Origin of the sequence: Mycobacterium asiaticum (genome assembly GCF_001673315.1) — a bacterium.
GTDB classification, from domain to species: domain Bacteria; phylum Actinomycetota; class Actinomycetes; order Mycobacteriales; family Mycobacteriaceae; genus Mycobacterium; species Mycobacterium asiaticum_B.
Map to the genome: position 1 here is coordinate 1 of NZ_LZLQ01000093.1, position 16,199 is coordinate 16,199.

Sequence of the window (16,199 nt, forward strand, 5' to 3'; positions counted from 1 at the left end):
CTGTGGAAGAGCAGGTACGGCGGCGAGAGTGCTGTGGGGGCGTCGAGACTGCCGTCCCGCCCGCGCCGAGACTGCGGCGGGGGCGCCGAGACTGCGGCGGGGGGCGCCGAGACTGCGGTGGGGGGCGCCGAGACTGCGGTGGCTGCAGCGACACTGCGGCGGGCGTCCCGAGACTGCGGTGGCCGCAGCGAGACTGCGGTGCCGGCGTCGACACTGCGGTAGCCGCAGCGAGACTGCGGCGGCGGCGTCGACACTGCGGTCGCCGCAGCGAGACTGCTGCGACGGTCTCGACACGCCCGGCGAGAACGCACTGGGCGCAGTCTCGATTCCCCACCCGCAGTCTCGATGTCGACACTGCGGCGGCTGGGCCGAGACTGCGGTGGCCGCAGCGAGACTGCGGCGGCGGTCTCGACACGCCCGCCGAGAACCCACTAGGCGCAGTCTCGATTCCCCACCCGCAGTCGCGATGCCGAGACTGCGGTGGGCGTCCCGAGACTGCGGTGGCCGCAGCGAGACTGCGGTGGCGGCGTCGACACTGCGGTAGCCGCAGCGAGACTGCGGTGACGGTCTCGACACGCCCGGCGAGGACACACTGGGCGCAGTCTCGATTCCCCACCCGCAGTCTCGATGCCGAGACTGCGGTGGGCGTCCCCAGCCCGCAGTCTCGATCAACCCGCGACCTCAACCCGCCTCCGTCAGGCCTTCACCCCGGCGAAGAACTTCAACATTGCGGCGTTCACCGCCTCCGGGCGCTCCAGAAACCCGAGGTGGCCGGTATCGGGGATCTGCAGATAACGGCCGTTGGGCAGGGCGTCGGCCACCTCGCGACCAAGGTACGGCGGCGTGATCACGTCGTCGGAGAAGCCGATCACCAGTACCTGCGCGGCGATATTGCGGTAGACCGGCAATCGGTTGGTCAGTGGCGCGACATCCAGCTGGGTGCGGTAACCCGGGGTGAGCTTGGTGGGCCACATGCTGAACATCGCGATCCAGTCCGCGACGGCGGCGTCGTCGTTGAGAGTCTTGCGGGAGAAGTTTTCCAGCAGACGGTTTTTCGCGTCATAGGTCGGCGGCAGCTCCGTGCCTGCCGCGTTCAGGTCGGCCTCAGCCTGATGAAAGAACTGGCGGGTGCGGTCCAACCGGCCGCGGGTCGCCATCAACACCGCGGAACTGACCAGCTCGGACCGGACCACCATCAGTTCCTGCGCGATGAACGAGCCCATCGACACCCCGACGAGCCGCACCGGCCCGAGATCCAGGGACTCGATCAACGCCGCGGTGTCGGCCACCATGGTTTGGGCCGTGAAGCCTTCGGCGTTTTCGGTGGCGCCCATGCCGCGATTGTCGAAGGTGACACAGCGATACCCGGCTGCCAGGAACGCCGGAACCTGATGCAATTGCCAGGTGCGTCCGGCACCGCCGCGCCCGGAAATGAAGACAACCGGCTCACCGGTCCCCTTGTCGTCGTAAGCCAGGTTGATCACCCGAACGACGGTACAAGCAACGGGTAGCAGGTCTTGACTCGGTCAATCCACCACTGCCGTCGGTCCGCCGAGACCGCCAGGGCCGCCAACCGCGCCCCATCAGGCGTCACCGGCGCGACTGGAAGGAAGCCTTCCTCAATTACCCAGGGCTCAGCCACGTCGTCGACGAACAAGCGCCGGGTGCCCAGCCCGCAGGCGTGCCGCAACTCGGGCAGAGCCGCCGCGGCATGCAGACCGCGACCGATGCCGACGGCCGAGTCGAGCGCGCTGGAGACCACGATCGGGACATCGATCTGTGCTGCGATCTCGAGCATCTTCGAAACCCCGCCCAGCGGAGCAACTTTGAGGACGGCGACATCAGCAGCGCCGGCACGGACCACGGCCAGCGGGTCGCCGGCCTTGCGGATGCTTTCATCGGCGGCGATCGGCACATCGACCCGTCGGCGCAATTCGGCGAGTTCGGCGACAGTGGCGCAGGGCTGCTCGAGATATTCCAGCGGGCCGTCGGCCGTGAGGGCCGCGGTGGCCGCGGTGGCGGCGTCGACATCCCAGCCGCCGTTGGCGTCCACCCGCACGGTTGGGACCAGTTCCCGCGTCGCATTCACCCGCGCCACGTCGTCGGCGAGGTCCTGGCCCGGTTCGGCAACCTTGACCTTGGCGGTGCGGGCACCGGGAAATCGCGCCAGCACACCGGGCACCTCGCTGGCGCCGACGGCCGGCACGGTTGCATTGATAGGGATTCGGTCGCGGCGAACCGGCGGTGGCTCGCGGTAGGCCGCCTCGATCGCCGAGGCCAGCCAATGCGCGGCCTCGGGCGGTTCGTACTCGACGAACGCTCCGAACTCACCCCAGCCAGCGGGCCCCTCGAACAACGCCACCTCCCGGGTGGTGATGCCGCGGAAGCGGACCCGCATGGGCAGCGCCACGACGTGCAGCCCGTCCAGCAAGTCGGCTAGATCGGGCATCAATGGACCCGGCGGCCGGCTAGATAGGTCGCGCGCACCTCGAGGTCGGCGATCTGCTCGGGCGGCACCGTCCGGGGATCGGCCGACAGCACCACCAAATCGGCGTACTTGCCGACCTCCAGCGAACCGATCACGTCGTCGGCGAAGAGTTGCCAGGCGGCGTCGATGGTCTGCGCCCGGATCGCCTGCTCGACGGTGAGCCGCTCTGCCGGGGCAAGCACCCGCCCACTCGGCGCCACCCGGGTAGCGGCGACGCTGATGTTGCGCAGCGGTTCCTCAGGTGTGACAGGGGGGTCGTTGTGCAACGAGATGCGCATGCCGGTGGCAACGGCCGACCCGGCCGGCATCCAGCGACTGCCGCGCTCCGGCCCGAACAACCCATCGACGATGACGTCGCCCCAGTAGTGGATCTGATCTACGAAGATGCTGCAGGTGACGCCGAGCGCGGCGGCCCGCTGCAGCTGCTCGGGCCGGATGGCACCGACATGTTCGAGCCGCAGGCGGTGGTCGTCGCGCGGATGCTCTCGCAGCGCCTCTTCATACACGTCGAGAATGGTGTCCACGCCGGCGTCGCCCTGCACATGGCAGGCCATCTGCCAGCCGTGTGGGAAATAGGCGCCGACGATCTCGGTGAGCTGCTCCTTGGTGTAGTTGGCGCAGCCGCAGGAACCCGGCTGGATGCCTGCGCTGCGGGTGGCCGGGGTATCGAGGTACGGGAAGGATAAGGCGATGTTGCCGATCCACGGCGAGCCGTCCACCCAGATCTTGATGCCGACCTGTCGCAGCATGTCGTCACCCTCACCTGGGCTGGCGTCGGTGAACATCTGCGCATTCGAGACCTCATAAGTGCGCAGCCGCACCGTCAGGTCGTGGTGCATCTGTTGGACGAGCGGCTTGAACTTCGGATCGAATGCCATCTCCGAGCACGTGGTGAGCCCCGCCCGGTTGAGCCGCGCGCATTCGGCGCGCAGCATGTCCGGGTAGTTGCCGGCCTGGATGGCACCGCCCAGGAGCGGGAAGACGGCCCCGATCTCCTCTGCGGTGCCGTCGAGTTCGCCGTCGGCAGTGCGGCCGTATTTGGCGCCCTTGGGGTCCGGAGTGTCGCGGGTCAATCCATTGAGCTCGGCGGCCCGGGAATTGAAGTAGGCCTTGTGCCCGGAGTTGTGGATGATCACCAACGGTCCGTCGGGTGCGATTTCATCGAGCCAGCTGAGCGTGGGATCCGGCAGGCCGGGCTGCAGCAGGGCGTCCCAGCCGTTGAGATAGGCGCCGTCTGCGCCGCGGCGGGCCGCCTCGCGCCGGACGGTGTCGACGACGGCGTCGGGGTCGCGGATGGTCACTGGGCGGATATCGACGATCCGGTCTGATAGCGCAACCGCTTCCATCAGCGGATGACCGTGTGCCTCAACGAAACCGGGCATGACGCAGGCGTCGGCACCGAGGTCGAGAGACTGGGTGCCTTGGCCGACGTACTGCGCGATGTCGGTTCGGTCGCCGACCGCAATGATGCGCCCGTTGGCAATGGCGATTGCCTCAGCCGTCGGACGGGCTTCATCGACTGTGAGGACGGTTCCGGTGATGACTAATTCAGCTACAGCGTCTGCGACGGCCATGGGTCGCAATCCTAGTGATCCATGCCCCGCCCAAGGGTGCGGCCGACACGAATTGCAACACGTTCTAGTCTGGCTTTGTGAGTCGCGTCGGCGACCAGGATGGGAGGCAGCGATGAAGGTGGGGGTACCGCCCGCTTGCGGGGGAAAGCGGCGCCATGAGTGACGACCTGTTGCGTAACCCGACCCACAACGGCCACCTGCTGGCCGGCGCGCTCAAGCGCCACAAGAACCGCCCGGTGCTATTCCTCGGTGATACGACGCTGACCGGGGGACAGCTGGCCGAGCGGATCAGCCAGTACGTCCAGGCGTTCGAGGCGCTGGGTGCCGGCACCGGGGTGACGGTGGGCCTGCTCTCGCTCAACCGGCCCGAAGTCCTCATGATCCTGGGCGCCAGCCAGACCCAAGGCTATCGGCGCACCGCGCTGCACCCGCTGGGCTCGCTGGACGACCACGCCTACGTGCTGTCCGACTGCGGCGCCAGCGCGCTGATCATCGACCCCAACCCGATGTTCGTCGAACGGGCGCTGGGCTTGCTGGAAAAGGTGGACTCGCTCAAGCAGATCCTGACGATCGGACCGGTCCCCGAGGCTCTGGCGGGTGTGGCCGTCGACCTGTCGGCCGAGGCCGCCAAGTACCAACCCCACCCGCTGGTGGTAGCGGACCTGCCGCCAGACCACATCGGTGGGATGGCTTATACCGGCGGCACCACGGGCAAACCCAAGGGCGTGATGGGCACCACCGGCAACATCGCCACCATGACCCAGATCCAGCTCGCCGAATGGGAATGGCCGGAACATCCGCGTTTTCTGATGTGCACTCCCCTGTCGCACGCCGGGGCGGCGTTCTTCACCCCGACCGTCGTAAAAGGCGGCGAGATGGTGGTGCTGGCCAAGTTCGATCCCGCCGAAGTACTGAGAGTTATTGAAGAACAACGCATTACGGCGACCATGCTGGTGCCCTCGATGCTGTACGCGTTGATGGACCACCCGGATTCGCAGACTCGGGATCTGTCGTCCTTGGAGACCGTGTATTACGGTGCCTCGGCGATCAATCCGGTGCGATTGGCCGAGGCGATTCGCCGGTTCGGCCCGATCTTCGCGCAGTACTACGGCCAGTCCGAAGCACCGATGGTGATCACCTATCTGGCGAAGGCCGATCATGACGAGAAGCGGCTGACCTCGTGCGGGCGCCCGACCCTGTTTGCGCGAGTAGCGCTGCTGGGTGAGGACGGTCAACCGGTGCCACAGGGCGAGCCGGGCGAAATCTGCGTCAGCGGACCACTTTTGGCTGCCGGCTATTGGAACAAGCCCGAGGCCACGGCCGAGACTTTCAAAGACGGCTGGCTGCACACCGGCGACATGGCCCGCGAGGACGAGGACGGCTTCTACTTCATCGTCGACCGGGTCAAGGACATGATCGTCACCGGCGGATTCAACGTGTTCCCCCGCGAGGTCGAGGACGTCATCGCCGAGCACCCGGCCGTCGCGCAGGTGTGCGTGGTGGGCACACCGGATGACAAGTGGGGTGAGGCGGTGACCGCGGTGGTGGTGCTGCGTGCCGACGCCGCCCGCGACGACGCCGCGATCGAGGCCATGACCGCCGAGGTGCAGGCCGCGGTCAAGGAGCGCAAAGGCTCTGTGCAGTCGCCCAAGCGGGTGGTCGTCGTCGACGCGCTGCCGCTGACCGGGCTCGGCAAGCCGGACAAGAAGGCCGTACGCGCGCAGTTCTGGGAGGGCGCCGGCCGCGCGGTGGGCTGATTTCCGTTCGCCGAACGTGAAGCTGGTCGCACGTTGGTCGCCGAACGTGAAGCTGGTCGCACGCTCGGCGATGGCGTGATTACTGTGAAGGCATGGCTGAACGGATCCGTCCGCCGTGGTGGCTGAAGCCCGCCAACAAGCTCTTTATCCAGATGTCGAGGCTGGGCCTGAAGTTCGGGGGCGAAAGTCCAGTGGTGCTGACGGTGCCCGGCCGCAAGTCCGGTAAGCCCCGGTCGACGCCGATCACACCGATGAACTTCGAGGGTGAGCGCTACGTGGTGGGCGGCTTCCCGGGCGCGGACTGGGTCCGGAACGTAAGGGCCGCAGGCGAAGTCACCCTGCGCCGGGGGCGCACCGCCGAAGCCGTTCGGATGGTGGAACTGTCGCCCGAGGACGCCAAGCCGGTGCTGCGCGCGTTTCCCGACGAGGTGCCCACCGGGGTTAGCTTCATGAAGCGCGCCGGCCTCATCACCGAAGGCCGGCCGGAAGAATTCGAGGCATTGGCCGGACGGTGCGCCGTATTCCGTTTCGATCCGCTCTGATGCTTCGCTTGCTGCTCATCGTGCCGTTGGTGGCGGCAGGGTCCGCGTTTTCAGCGCCACAGGCGCTCGCGGCACCGGGTTGTGCGCCCGGCGGTGCGCCGGCCCCGCCGGGAGCGGCGACTCGCCAGGTCGGTGATCTGGACGGGGACGGGTTGCCCGACACGTTGTGGGTAGCCGCTACGCGCCTGGTCGGTATCAGCACCGGCAGCGGCGCCAACACCCAGGTACGCATTGCATCGGCCAGCCCGATGCCGTTGCGTGCGTTGCTCATTGACGCCCAGGACGACGGCCGGAACGAGGTGATCGTCAGCACCGGGCGCAACGCGCACCTGTTCGCGTTCGCCGACTGCCAACTACAAACCGTGGTGGACAACCACTATCGCCGGCCGTTCCTGTTCGATCTGGAGAACCTGGCCGGCAACGGCACGGGGGTGGGTTGCAGCGATCTCGGAGACGGTCGCCGTCTGGTCGGGTTGCAGGCCCTGCAGGACGGGGGCCAATGGACGGTGCGCCGCACCGAAATCGACCTCAACGGCATCCTGGCTTCCACCGGTCGGTCGGACACGATCAGCGCCGCGTCCGCACAGGATCCAGTGGTGACCACCGCCCAGACGATCAGCTGCGGCAACCTCACCATCAATCAGGACGGAGTCCAAGAACCTTGAGCGACAACCCATTCGATGCGGGACAGTGGCGAGTAGTCGACGGGTTCGACGATCTGACCGACATCACCTATCACCGTCACGTGCAAGATGCGACCGTTCGGGTCGCGTTCGACCGCCCCGAAGTGCGCAACGCCTTCCGGCCGCACACCGTCGACGAGTTGTACCGGGTGCTCGACCACGCCCGGATGGCGCCCGACGTGGGTGCGGTGCTGCTGACCGGCAACGGACCGTCGCCCAAGGACGGCGGCTGGGCGTTCTGCTCGGGTGGCGACCAACGCATCCGCGGGCGCAGCGGCTACCAGTACGCCAGCGGAGAGACCTCCGACACGGTCGACGCGGCCCGCGCCGGCCGGTTGCACATCCTGGAAGTGCAGCGACTGATCCGGTTCATGCCCAAGGTGGTGATTTGCCTGGTCAACGGTTGGGCCGCCGGCGGCGGGCACAGCCTGCACGTGGTGTGCGACCTCACCCTGGCCAGCCGCGAGCACGCGCGGTTCAAACAGACCGACGCCGATGTCGGCAGTTTCGACGGCGGCTACGGCAGCGCCTACCTGGCCCGTCAGGTGGGCCAGAAGTTCGCCCGTGAGATCTTCTTCCTGGGCCGGCCCTATACAGCCGAGCAGATGCATCAGATGGGCGCGGTCAACGAGGTGGTCGACCATGCGGAGCTGGAAACGGTGGGCGTGCAGTGGGCGGCCGAGATCAACGCGAAATCGCCTCAGGCCCAACGAATGTTGAAGTTTGCGTTCAACCTGCTCGATGACGGTTTGGTGGGTCAGCAGCTGTTCGCCGGGGAGGCGACCCGGCTGGCCTACATGACCGATGAGGCCGTTGAGGGCCGTGACGCGTTCCTGCAGAAACGAGCCCCGGACTGGAGCCCGTTCCCCCGCTATTTCTGAGCGCCGGACGTGACCCTCGGCACTTCACCGCCCCTCCTAGACTCTTGCCGGTGAGTAAGAGTCCACTGCGGCGACTGACCGACCAATTGGTGCTGGCCAGCATGCGACCGCCCGTTTCTCCCCAAGTGCTGGTGAACCGCCCCGCGATCAAACCCGTCGAACTCGACGGCAAGCGCATCCTGCTTACCGGCGCGTCGTCGGGCATCGGCGAGGCCGCCGCCGAACAGTTTGCCGCGCGCGGCGCGACCGTCGTCGCCGTCGCCCGCCGTCGGGACCTGCTCGACGAACTGGCCGACCGGATCAGCACCACGGGTGGCACGGCCATTCCGATCCCCTGCGACGTCTCAGACATGGACGCGGTCGACACGCTGGTCGCCGACGTCAAGGACCGCATCGGTGGGGTGGACATCCTGATCAACAACGCCGGCCGGTCGATCCGTCGCCCGCTCGCCGAGTCGCTGGAACGCTGGCACGACGTCGAGCGAACCATGGTGCTGAACTACTACGCGCCGCTGCGCCTGATCCGCGGGCTCGCGCCCGAGATGATCGAGAGGGGCGACGGCCACATCATCAACGTCTCCACCTGGGGTGTGCTCAACGAGGCCGCGCCGCTGTTCTCGGTCTACAACGCTTCCAAAGCGGCGCTGACCTCGGTTACCCGGATCGCCGAAACCGAGTGGGGACCCAAGGGCGTGCACTCGACAGCGCTGTACTACCCGCTGGTGGCCACCCCGATGATCGCCCCGACCAAGGCTTACGAGGGCTTGCCGGCGCTGACCTCGGAGGAAGCCGCCGAATGGATGGTCACCGCGGCCCGCACCCGGCCCGTACAGATCGCCCCCCGGATGGCGATCGCCGCGAAGGCGTTGAACACCGTCGGACCCCGCTGGGTCAACTCGCTGATGCAGCGGCGCGGCTAACCCCGGACGTGCTAGACACGAATGATGGAGATTCTGGCGAGCAGGATGCTCCTGCGCCCGGCCGATTATCAGCGCTCGCTGCGTTTCTACCGCGACGAGATCGGGTTGGCCATCGCCCGTGAATACGGGGCAGGGACAGTGTTTTTCGCCGGCCAGTCGTTGCTGGAGTTGACCGGCTACGACGAACCCGACCACTCCCGAGGTCCGTTCCCCGGCGCGTTGTGGCTGCAGGTGCGCGACCTGGAGGCGACCCAGGCCGAGTTGCGCGGTCGGGGGGTGCCGATCGCCCGCGAAGCACGACGCGAACCGTGGGGCCTACACGAAATGCACGTGACCGATCCCGACGGTGTCACGCTCATCTTCATCGAGGTACCAAAGGGCCATCCGCTGCGCCAAGACACCCGCCAATGAGTACCGGCGAACCCCAGATGAACTGCTAGGTAATATCTGGCGACGACTCGCGATATTCCTGCATTTCCCCTGTCGATCGTTCGACAAGATATCGCTCCGACCACCAGAATCAGGCCCTGTGAACCTCCAGTTGTTCCTCTTGATCATCGTCGTGATCACCGCGCTTGCGTTCGACTTCACCAACGGGTTCCACGACACCGGCAACGCCATGGCGACCTCCATCGCCAGCGGGGCGCTGGCACCCAAAGTGGCGGTGGGGTTGTCGGCGGTGTTGAACCTGATCGGCGCGTTTCTGTCCACCGCGGTGGCAGCGACGATAGCCAAGGGTCTGATCGACGCGAACCTGGTGACGCTGGAGTTGGTGTTCGCGGGCTTGGTCGGCGGCATCGTCTGGAACCTGCTCACGTGGCTGCTCGGTATCCCGTCGAGTTCCTCGCACGCGTTGATCGGCGGCATTGTCGGAGCGACGATCGCGGCCGTGGGCGGGCACGGCGTGATCTGGAAAGGCGTCATCTCCAAGGTCCTCATCCCCGCGGTCATCGCCGCGATACTGGCGATTGCGGTCGGGGCCGCGGCCACCTGGCTGGTCTACCGGATCACCCGCGGGGTTTCCGACCAACGCACCGAGGCGGGATTCCGGCGCGGCCAGATCGGGTCGGCATCGCTGGTGTCGTTAGCGCACGGCACCAACGACGCGCAAAAGACGATGGGCGTGATCTTCCTGGCATTGATGTCCTACGGAGCGGTCAGCAAGACGGCCGTCATGCCGCCGCTCTGGGTGATCGTGTCCTGCGCGGTCGCCATGGCGGGCGGCACCTACCTGGGTGGCTGGCGGATCATCCGCACCCTGGGCAAGGGACTGGTCGAGATCAAGTCGCCCCAGGGCATGGCCGCAGAATCGTCTTCGGCGGCGGTCATCTTGCTGTCGGCCCACTTCGGCTACGCGCTGTCCACGACGCAGGTGTGCACCGGGTCGGTGCTGGGCAGTGGGGTGGGCAAGCCCGGCGCCGAGGTGCGCTGGGGAGTGGCCGGCCGGATGGCGACCGCGTGGCTGGTCACGTTGCCCTTGGCGGGTCTGGTCGGCGCGCTCACCTACTGGATCGTGCACCTGATCGGCGGCTATCCCGGCGCGATCATCGGCTTTTCGCTGTTGATTGCGGTCGCTGCCACCATTTATGTGCGGTCGCGCCGGGTGAAGGTGGACCACAAGAACGTCAACGCCGAATGGGAAGGTCATTTGACCGCCGGACTGGATGATCCGGACATCGCTCCACCGCACGTCACGGGCGGTGGCCCGGGTGCCTCGGCACCGGAATCCGATGGTCAGATTCCGGCTCGGAGCGCCTCGTGAACGGCTGGTTCAACGTCGAAGCGACGGGCAAGATCCTGCTGTTCAGTCTGCTGGCCGGGGCGGCCTTGCCGGGACTGTTCGCACTGGGAGTTCGGCTGCAGGCCGTGGGCGCCGGTAACGCGGACGCGAACGGTGCGCCAGGCAAGGCGCGGCCGGTACTGGCGGCGGCGGGATGGGCAATCTATGCGGTGGTGGCGGTGGTCGTCATCCTCGGCGTGCTTTACATCGCCAGGGACTTCATCGCCCATCACACGCACTATCCCTTCCTTGGGGCCAAACCGGCATGAAGGCGCGTCCTGGTGCGCTTAACATGGGGTTTTGTTGAATGTTCGCCGGGTAAGTTGATCGCACAATGAACCGTTTTCTCAGTTCGATCGTCTCGTGGTTGCGGGCCGGATACCCGGAGGGGATCCCACCGACGGACTCCTTTGCCGTGCTTGCCCTGCTGGCACGCCGCCTCACCAACGACGAGATCAAGACGGTCGCCAGTGAGTTGACCCGCCGCGGTGATCTGCAGATCGACAACATCGACATCGGCGTGGCGATCACTCAGCTCACAGACGAACTGCCCGCACCCGAAGACGTCGAGCGTGTCCGGATCCGGCTGGCCGCCCAGGGCTGGCCACTCGACGACGCCCGCGAAAACGGGGACCGCACATAGCCGTCCTGCGGGCGTTACGCGTCCAATCGGGATCGGCGTCTCAGCAATTGCTACCTGCGCTACGCCGGGTGCTCGACCGGGCGGATTCCGCCCTCATCGCGGTGCCCGACAGCGACGATTCCGCGTTGCGCGGCCTGCGCGTCGGCGAGGAGATCGATGACGACGTCGCGCTGGTCGTGACGACGTCGGGAACCACCGGTGCACCCAAAGGCGCGTTGCTGACCGCGGCAGCCTTGATTGCGAGCGCGTCGGCCACCCACGAACATCTGGGCGGACCGGGACACTGGCTACTGGCCGTGCCGCCGTATCACATAGCCGGACTGCAGGTGTTGGTCCGCAGCGTGCTGGCCGGCACCACGCCCGTCGAGCTGGATGTGTCGGCCGGCTTCAACATCGACCAATTGCCTTCCGCAATAACCTCTTTGGGGTCGGGGCGACGCTACACCTCGCTGGTCGCCGTCCAGCTGGCCAAGGCGCTCACGCACCCCGGCGCCACCGCCGCCCTCGCCGAACTCGACGCCGTCCTGCTGGGCGGGGGCCCCGCGCCGCGGCCCGTGCTCGAGGCCGCCGCCGCTGCCGGCATCACGGTGGTGCGCACCTACGGAATGAGCGAGACCGCCGGCGGTTGCGTTTACGACGGTGTTCCGCTCAACGGCGTACGACTGCGGGTGCGGGACGACGGCCGCATCATGCTGGGTGGGCCCACGCTGGCCAAGGGCTACCGCAATCCGGTGCTGCCCGACCCGTTCGCCGATCCTGGCTGGTTTGTCACCGACGATCTCGGCGCGATCGACCCCTCCGGCAAGTTGACCGTGCTGGGTCGCGTCGACGACGCGATCAGCACCGGTGGCCTCACCGTGTTGCCCGGGCCGGTAGAGGCGGCGCTGGCCGGGCATCCCGCGGTGCGTGACTGCGCGGTGTTCGGAGTCGCCGACGAGCGCCTGGGGCAGCGGGTGGTGGCCGCCGTCGTCGTCGCGGGATCCGCAGCCCCGACGCTGGCGGAATTGCGCGCGCAGGTCGCGCAGACACTCGACATCACCGCCGCACCGCGGGAGTTGCACATCGTCGACGCATTGCCGCGCCGGGGCATCGGCAAGCTGGACCGGGCCGCGTTGATGCAGAAGTTCGGATCAATAGGCTGAGCTGCCGTGAGGATTGAGCGTCGGCAAATGGCCGCGGTCGCGGCTGCGGTGGTGCTGGTGGCGGCCGCGTTCGTACTGCCGAGGATGCACTGGGGCATCGACCCGCGCCGCGATACCGGCCTGGACCGGTTCGCCGAACACGCCGGCGCCACGCCGATCTTCGGCTACTGGGACCTGCACGCCAGTTGGGGCACCGTAGCGGCGCTTCTGCTGGCGATCGCCGCCGTGCTGTGGGGTCCTTATGTGGCGCAACGGCTTCCGTGGCGCGCGTTGGCGGTGGGGACATGGGCGACGGCTTGCGCGTGGGCGTTCTCGCTCGCGATGATCGACGGCTTCCGGCGCGGCTTCGCGGAGCGGTTGACCAGCCGGGACGAATACCTGTCCGCAGTGCCGGGCATCACCGATATCCCGGCGACCCTGCGTACCTTCTCCGATCGGATCCTCGACTTCCAGCCGCACTCCTGGACCACGCATGTGTCCGGCCATCCCCCGGGTGCTCTGCTGACGTTCGTGTGGCTGGACCGGATCGGCCTGCACGGCGGCGCCTGGGCCGGCCTGCTGTGTCTGCTGATCGGTTCGAGCGCGTCGTTCGCAGTGCTGATTGCGGTGCGCGTCCTGGCGGACGAAGCCACGGCGCGACGGGCGGCGCCGTTCGTTGCCGTGGCGCCCACCGCGATCTGGATCGCGGTTTCGGCCGACGGGTACTTCGCCGGTGTGGCGGCCTGGGGTATCGCCCTATTGGCAGTGGCAGTGCGGGGTCCCACCCAGTTCCCGGCGCTGGTCGCGGTGGGTGCGGGGGGGTTGCTCGGCTGGGGCATCTTCCTCAGCTACGGGTTGGTGCTGATGGGGTTGCCGGCGTTGGCGGTGCTGGTCTCGGCGACGAACTGGCGCGCGGCGCTACGAGCTTTGACCCCCGCCGTGCTGGCCGCGGTGGCGGTGGCGGTGAGCTTCGCGATGGCAGGGTTCTATTGGTTCGACGGCTATGAGCTTGTACAGCAACGCTATTGGCAGGGCATCGCGAAGGATCGGCCATTCCAGTATTGGAGCTGGGCGAACTTGGCCTGCGTGGTCTGCGCCATCGGCCTAGGCAGTGTCGCCGGCATCAGCAAATTACTCGACAGGGCCGCAATCCGGCGCCGGTCCGGTTTCTACCTGGTCCTGCTGGCCGCGCTGGCCGCGATCCTCTGTGCCGACCTGAGCATGCTGAGCAAAGCCGAGACCGAGCGCATCTGGTTACCGTTCACCGTCTGGCTGACCGCGGCGCCCGCGCTGCTGCCGGTGCGCTCTCACCGAATTTGGTTGGCGCTCAACGCCGCTGGGGCATTGTTGCTGAACAGCGTCATCTTCACCCATTGGTGAAGCGCGGGACCACCGATCCGAACCACACGGCCAAATGTCCGTCAGAAATTCGCAGCCAGTCGACTTGCGTGCCGGCAGGGTGTTCAGAGTCCACGTGTGACGCGCGCGAACCGGCTGTCGGGGCCGCAGGCTTCGCGGACGGCGGCCACGTCGCTGATGAGGTCGACGTCGGCTAGTCGGCGTACCGGTGCGACTTCGATCCCGTTGTCGCGCAATGCTTTCAGGGTGAGTTCGCCCGTGTCGGATTGCGACATCGGGACGCGGCGCAGACAGGTGGCGGCCTCCGGTGCGGTCAGTCCGAGCACCCACCAACCGCCATCCAGCGCCAACCCCAGCACCGCCTGCTTTTCGAGTAATCGATGCGCGCAGTCGGTCAGCAGCGCCGCGGTGACCTGCGGGGTGTCCATCCCGATCTGTAGCACCGGATAGTCGCCGGCCGCATCGACGTGGGCATTGGCGAGCCGGTCGGCGAAGCCGTCGCCGCGCTGCTCGATCACGCTGAACGACTCGAGGCGCTGCCGTATCTCGGTGGCGCAGGCCGCATTGTCGAGGTTGCCGGTCAGCGCGACCACCCGGGACGCCACCGGCGCGGCGGCCACCGCGTCCAGGGTGTCCAGCAAAGCTGCGGCGGCGATTTCGGCGGCCACCTGATCGCCGACGGTCGCCGCCAGCCGGGTCTTGGCCCGTCCGGGCTCGGGCGCCTTGGCCACCACCAGCACCGTCACCGGCAGGCTCACGAAATCACTTTCCAGAAGTCCACAATCGCCGTGATGCTGCCCTTGAGCGACCCGCTCACTTTCGACTTGCCCCCGGTCCGCGGGCCGTAGCTGACGTCGAGTTCCACCACGCGCCACCCCGCGGCCGCCGCCCGGACCAGCAACTCCAATGGATAGCCCGACCGACGATCGGCGACACCCAGATCCAGCAGCGCGTCACGCCGGGTGACCCGCATCGGCGCGATGTCGTGCACCGGCAAGCCGTGGCGGGTGCGCAGCCGCCAACTCATCACCACGGTGCCCACCCGAGCTACCCACGGCCAGTGCAGACCTGGCACCGGACGGCGCCTGCCGGTCACCATGTCGGCCCCGTGTTCCAACTCAGCAACCAGCCGCGGCAAGTCACCGGGATCCATCGACCCGTCCGCGTCGATAACCGCCACGACCGGCGTCGTGGCCGCGACGACGCCCGCATGGACCGCCGCACCGTAACCGGGGCGCGCCTCGGCGATCACCCGAGCGCCGTGCCGTTCGGCGACGGCGGCGGTGTCGTCGGTGCTGTTGTTGTCCACCACCAGTGCCTGATAACCGGCCGGAATCGCGGCCAGCACCGCCGGCAACGACTCCTCCTCATCGAGGCAGGGCAACACCACGGTCACGCTGGACAGCGAGATCAGTTCACTCCCGAACCGGTGCGGCCACCGCCGCTGCCGCTCCCCGTGCCGCCGGAAGGCGGCTTCGGGGCGAGGTTAGGCCCCCTGGGCGCCTGCGGCACCGGCGCCTGGGTCCGCGGAACTTGCGGCACCGGCGCCTGGGTCCGCGGAACTTGCGGCACCGGCGCTTGCGTTTGGGGCGCCGGCGCCTGAGTCGGCTGCGGAGCCACCGTCTGCTGTGTCGGCGCCTGTGTGGGCCGCGGGGCGACGGTGGTCGGCGCGACCGTCGTCGGCGCCACTGTCGTGGGAGGCGCGGTGGTGGGCGGAACGGTCGTCGTCCTGGGTGCCTGCGTGGTCGGCGGCGTCGTCGGAGCCGTCGTGGGCGGCGTCGTGGGAGCCGTCGTCGGCGGCGTCGTGGGAGCCGTCGTCGGCGGAGTTGTAGGAGCCGTCGTGGGCGGCGTGGTGGGCGGCGTCGTCGGCGGAGTGGTCACCCCGGTGGTGGGCGGTGTTGTCGGCGGCGTCGTGTACGGCGGCGACCAGGGCGGATACGGCGGCATACCCGGCTCCCAACCCGGATAGGGCGGGATGAAGACAGGCACCGGCAAGGGCGCCGGGACCGGGATGGGCGCCGGGGCGACCGGCGCGGGCAGCGGGACCGGCGCAACCGGCGCGGCGGGCGCCGGCCGCGGGACGTTCTGCACGGCCGGCACGGTGCCACCCTGAAACCCGAGGGTGGGGATGTCGGGCGGCGGCGGCGGCACCGGGGCCTGCTGCTCGGTCGGCAACAGCGGCATGAATTTGCCCGGCTGAGCGTTCTGGTGCCCCTCAACCGGCAGCGTGGACGCGGTCGGACGGACGGTGACCGCAACCGCTACGGCCAGCGACGCGAATCCGAGGACGGCAAACCCGATGACGGCATTGCTGATCAGCAACCGCCTCAGCTGCGGCCGAATGCCGGCAGTGGCGGGATCATCCGGGTCGACCCCGTCCTCGAATTCATCCTCGAAGTCGTCGTAATAGTCCTGACCGTCCGTGTCGACGGGCAGGATGTCGTATTCGCT

Annotated in this window: 17 protein-coding genes and 1 pseudogene; 12 read left to right on the top strand and 6 right to left on the bottom strand. The window is 67.9% G+C overall.

Going from position 1 to position 16,199, the window contains the following annotated elements:
* Positions 1 to 222 (top strand): hypothetical protein (locus A5636_RS26850; RefSeq protein ID WP_216638838.1); only part of this gene is annotated, 222 nt, incomplete at its 5' end.
* A gap of 473 nt (positions 223 to 695) precedes the next feature.
* Here the strand turns inward: A5636_RS26850 and A5636_RS14375 are convergent.
* From A5636_RS14375 to A5636_RS14385, 3 genes are read right to left on the bottom strand one after another with little or no spacing between them, the layout of a single operon-like run.
* The gene (locus A5636_RS14375; protein WP_065159319.1) at positions 696 to 1,484 is read right to left on the bottom strand and encodes an alpha/beta fold hydrolase; all 789 of its coding nucleotides are present in this window, start codon (positions 1,482 to 1,484) and stop codon (positions 696 to 698) included.
* Positions 1,481 to 2,449 (bottom strand): o-succinylbenzoate synthase, encoded by a 969-nt coding sequence (locus A5636_RS14380; protein WP_155763824.1) that lies wholly within the window; start codon positions 2,447 to 2,449, stop codon positions 1,481 to 1,483. Before A5636_RS14380 ends, A5636_RS14375 begins: the two co-directional genes overlap by 4 nt.
* Positions 2,449 to 4,062 (bottom strand): amidohydrolase, encoded by a 1,614-nt coding sequence (locus tag A5636_RS14385; RefSeq protein ID WP_065159321.1) that lies wholly within the window; start codon positions 4,060 to 4,062, stop codon positions 2,449 to 2,451. The genes A5636_RS14380 and A5636_RS14385 overlap by 1 nt, the downstream gene beginning before the upstream one ends.
* Positions 4,063 to 4,217: 155 nt before the next feature.
* Between A5636_RS14385 and fadD8 the strand changes: the two genes are divergently transcribed.
* The 11 genes from fadD8 to A5636_RS14440 all read left to right on the top strand — a co-directional run bounded on the left by fadD8 (position 4,218) and on the right by A5636_RS14440 (position 13,769).
* Complete coding sequence (gene fadD8 / locus A5636_RS14390) at positions 4,218 to 5,819, top strand: fatty-acid--CoA ligase FadD8 (RefSeq protein ID WP_065159322.1); 1,602 nt, start codon at positions 4,218 to 4,220, stop codon at positions 5,817 to 5,819.
* A gap of 92 nt (positions 5,820 to 5,911) precedes the next feature.
* A complete protein-coding gene (locus A5636_RS14395) occupies positions 5,912 to 6,361 on the top strand; it encodes a nitroreductase family deazaflavin-dependent oxidoreductase (protein ID WP_065159323.1) in 450 nt (149 codons plus the stop codon).
* A complete protein-coding gene (locus A5636_RS14400) occupies positions 6,361 to 7,026 on the top strand; it encodes a hypothetical protein (protein WP_065159324.1) in 666 nt (221 codons plus the stop codon). The genes A5636_RS14395 and A5636_RS14400 overlap by 1 nt, the downstream gene beginning before the upstream one ends.
* Positions 7,023 to 7,925, top strand: coding sequence for a 1,4-dihydroxy-2-naphthoyl-CoA synthase (locus A5636_RS14405; protein WP_065159325.1), 903 nt, complete (start codon positions 7,023 to 7,025; stop codon positions 7,923 to 7,925). Before A5636_RS14400 ends, A5636_RS14405 begins: the two co-directional genes overlap by 4 nt.
* A gap of 50 nt (positions 7,926 to 7,975) precedes the next feature.
* Positions 7,976 to 8,845, top strand: coding sequence for an SDR family oxidoreductase (locus A5636_RS14410; protein WP_065159326.1), 870 nt, complete (start codon positions 7,976 to 7,978; stop codon positions 8,843 to 8,845).
* A 24-nt stretch (positions 8,846 to 8,869) separates the two neighbouring features.
* Positions 8,870 to 9,256, top strand: a complete 387-nt coding sequence (locus A5636_RS14415) for a VOC family protein (protein ID WP_065159334.1) — start codon at positions 8,870 to 8,872, stop codon at positions 9,254 to 9,256.
* A gap of 118 nt (positions 9,257 to 9,374) precedes the next feature.
* Positions 9,375 to 10,607: an inorganic phosphate transporter gene (locus A5636_RS14420; RefSeq protein ID WP_065159327.1), complete on the top strand. Its 1,233-nt coding sequence runs from the start codon at positions 9,375 to 9,377 to the stop codon at positions 10,605 to 10,607.
* Entirely contained in the window at positions 10,604 to 10,894 is a 291-nt protein-coding gene (locus A5636_RS14425; protein ID WP_065159328.1) for a hypothetical protein, read from the top strand. Before A5636_RS14420 ends, A5636_RS14425 begins: the two co-directional genes overlap by 4 nt.
* A 65-nt stretch (positions 10,895 to 10,959) precedes the next feature.
* The gene (locus A5636_RS14430; RefSeq protein ID WP_065159329.1) at positions 10,960 to 11,268 is read left to right on the top strand and encodes a DUF3349 domain-containing protein; all 309 of its coding nucleotides are present in this window, start codon (positions 10,960 to 10,962) and stop codon (positions 11,266 to 11,268) included.
* Between the two features lie 47 nt (positions 11,269 to 11,315).
* The gene (gene menE, locus A5636_RS14435) at positions 11,316 to 12,410 is read left to right on the top strand and encodes an o-succinylbenzoate--CoA ligase (protein ID WP_301336723.1); all 1,095 of its coding nucleotides are present in this window, start codon (positions 11,316 to 11,318) and stop codon (positions 12,408 to 12,410) included.
* Between the two features lie 6 nt (positions 12,411 to 12,416).
* A complete protein-coding gene (locus tag A5636_RS14440) occupies positions 12,417 to 13,769 on the top strand; it encodes a hypothetical protein (RefSeq protein WP_065159331.1) in 1,353 nt (450 codons plus the stop codon).
* Between the two features lie 83 nt (positions 13,770 to 13,852).
* Here the strand turns inward: A5636_RS14440 and A5636_RS14445 are convergent, their stop codons facing one another.
* The 3 genes and pseudogenes from A5636_RS14445 to A5636_RS26580 all read right to left on the bottom strand — a co-directional run.
* Positions 13,853 to 14,506 carry a TIGR04282 family arsenosugar biosynthesis glycosyltransferase gene (locus tag A5636_RS14445; protein ID WP_065159332.1) on the bottom strand — a complete coding sequence of 218 codons (654 nt, stop codon included), beginning with the start codon at positions 14,504 to 14,506 and terminating at the stop codon, positions 13,853 to 13,855.
* A complete protein-coding gene (locus A5636_RS14450; RefSeq protein ID WP_437339832.1) occupies positions 14,503 to 15,153 on the bottom strand; it encodes a glycosyltransferase family 2 protein in 651 nt (216 codons plus the stop codon). Before A5636_RS14450 ends, A5636_RS14445 begins: the two co-directional genes overlap by 4 nt.
* Positions 15,154 to 15,158: 5 nt before the next feature.
* Positions 15,159 to 16,199: pseudogene (locus A5636_RS26580) on the bottom strand (hypothetical protein); the annotation flags it as partial.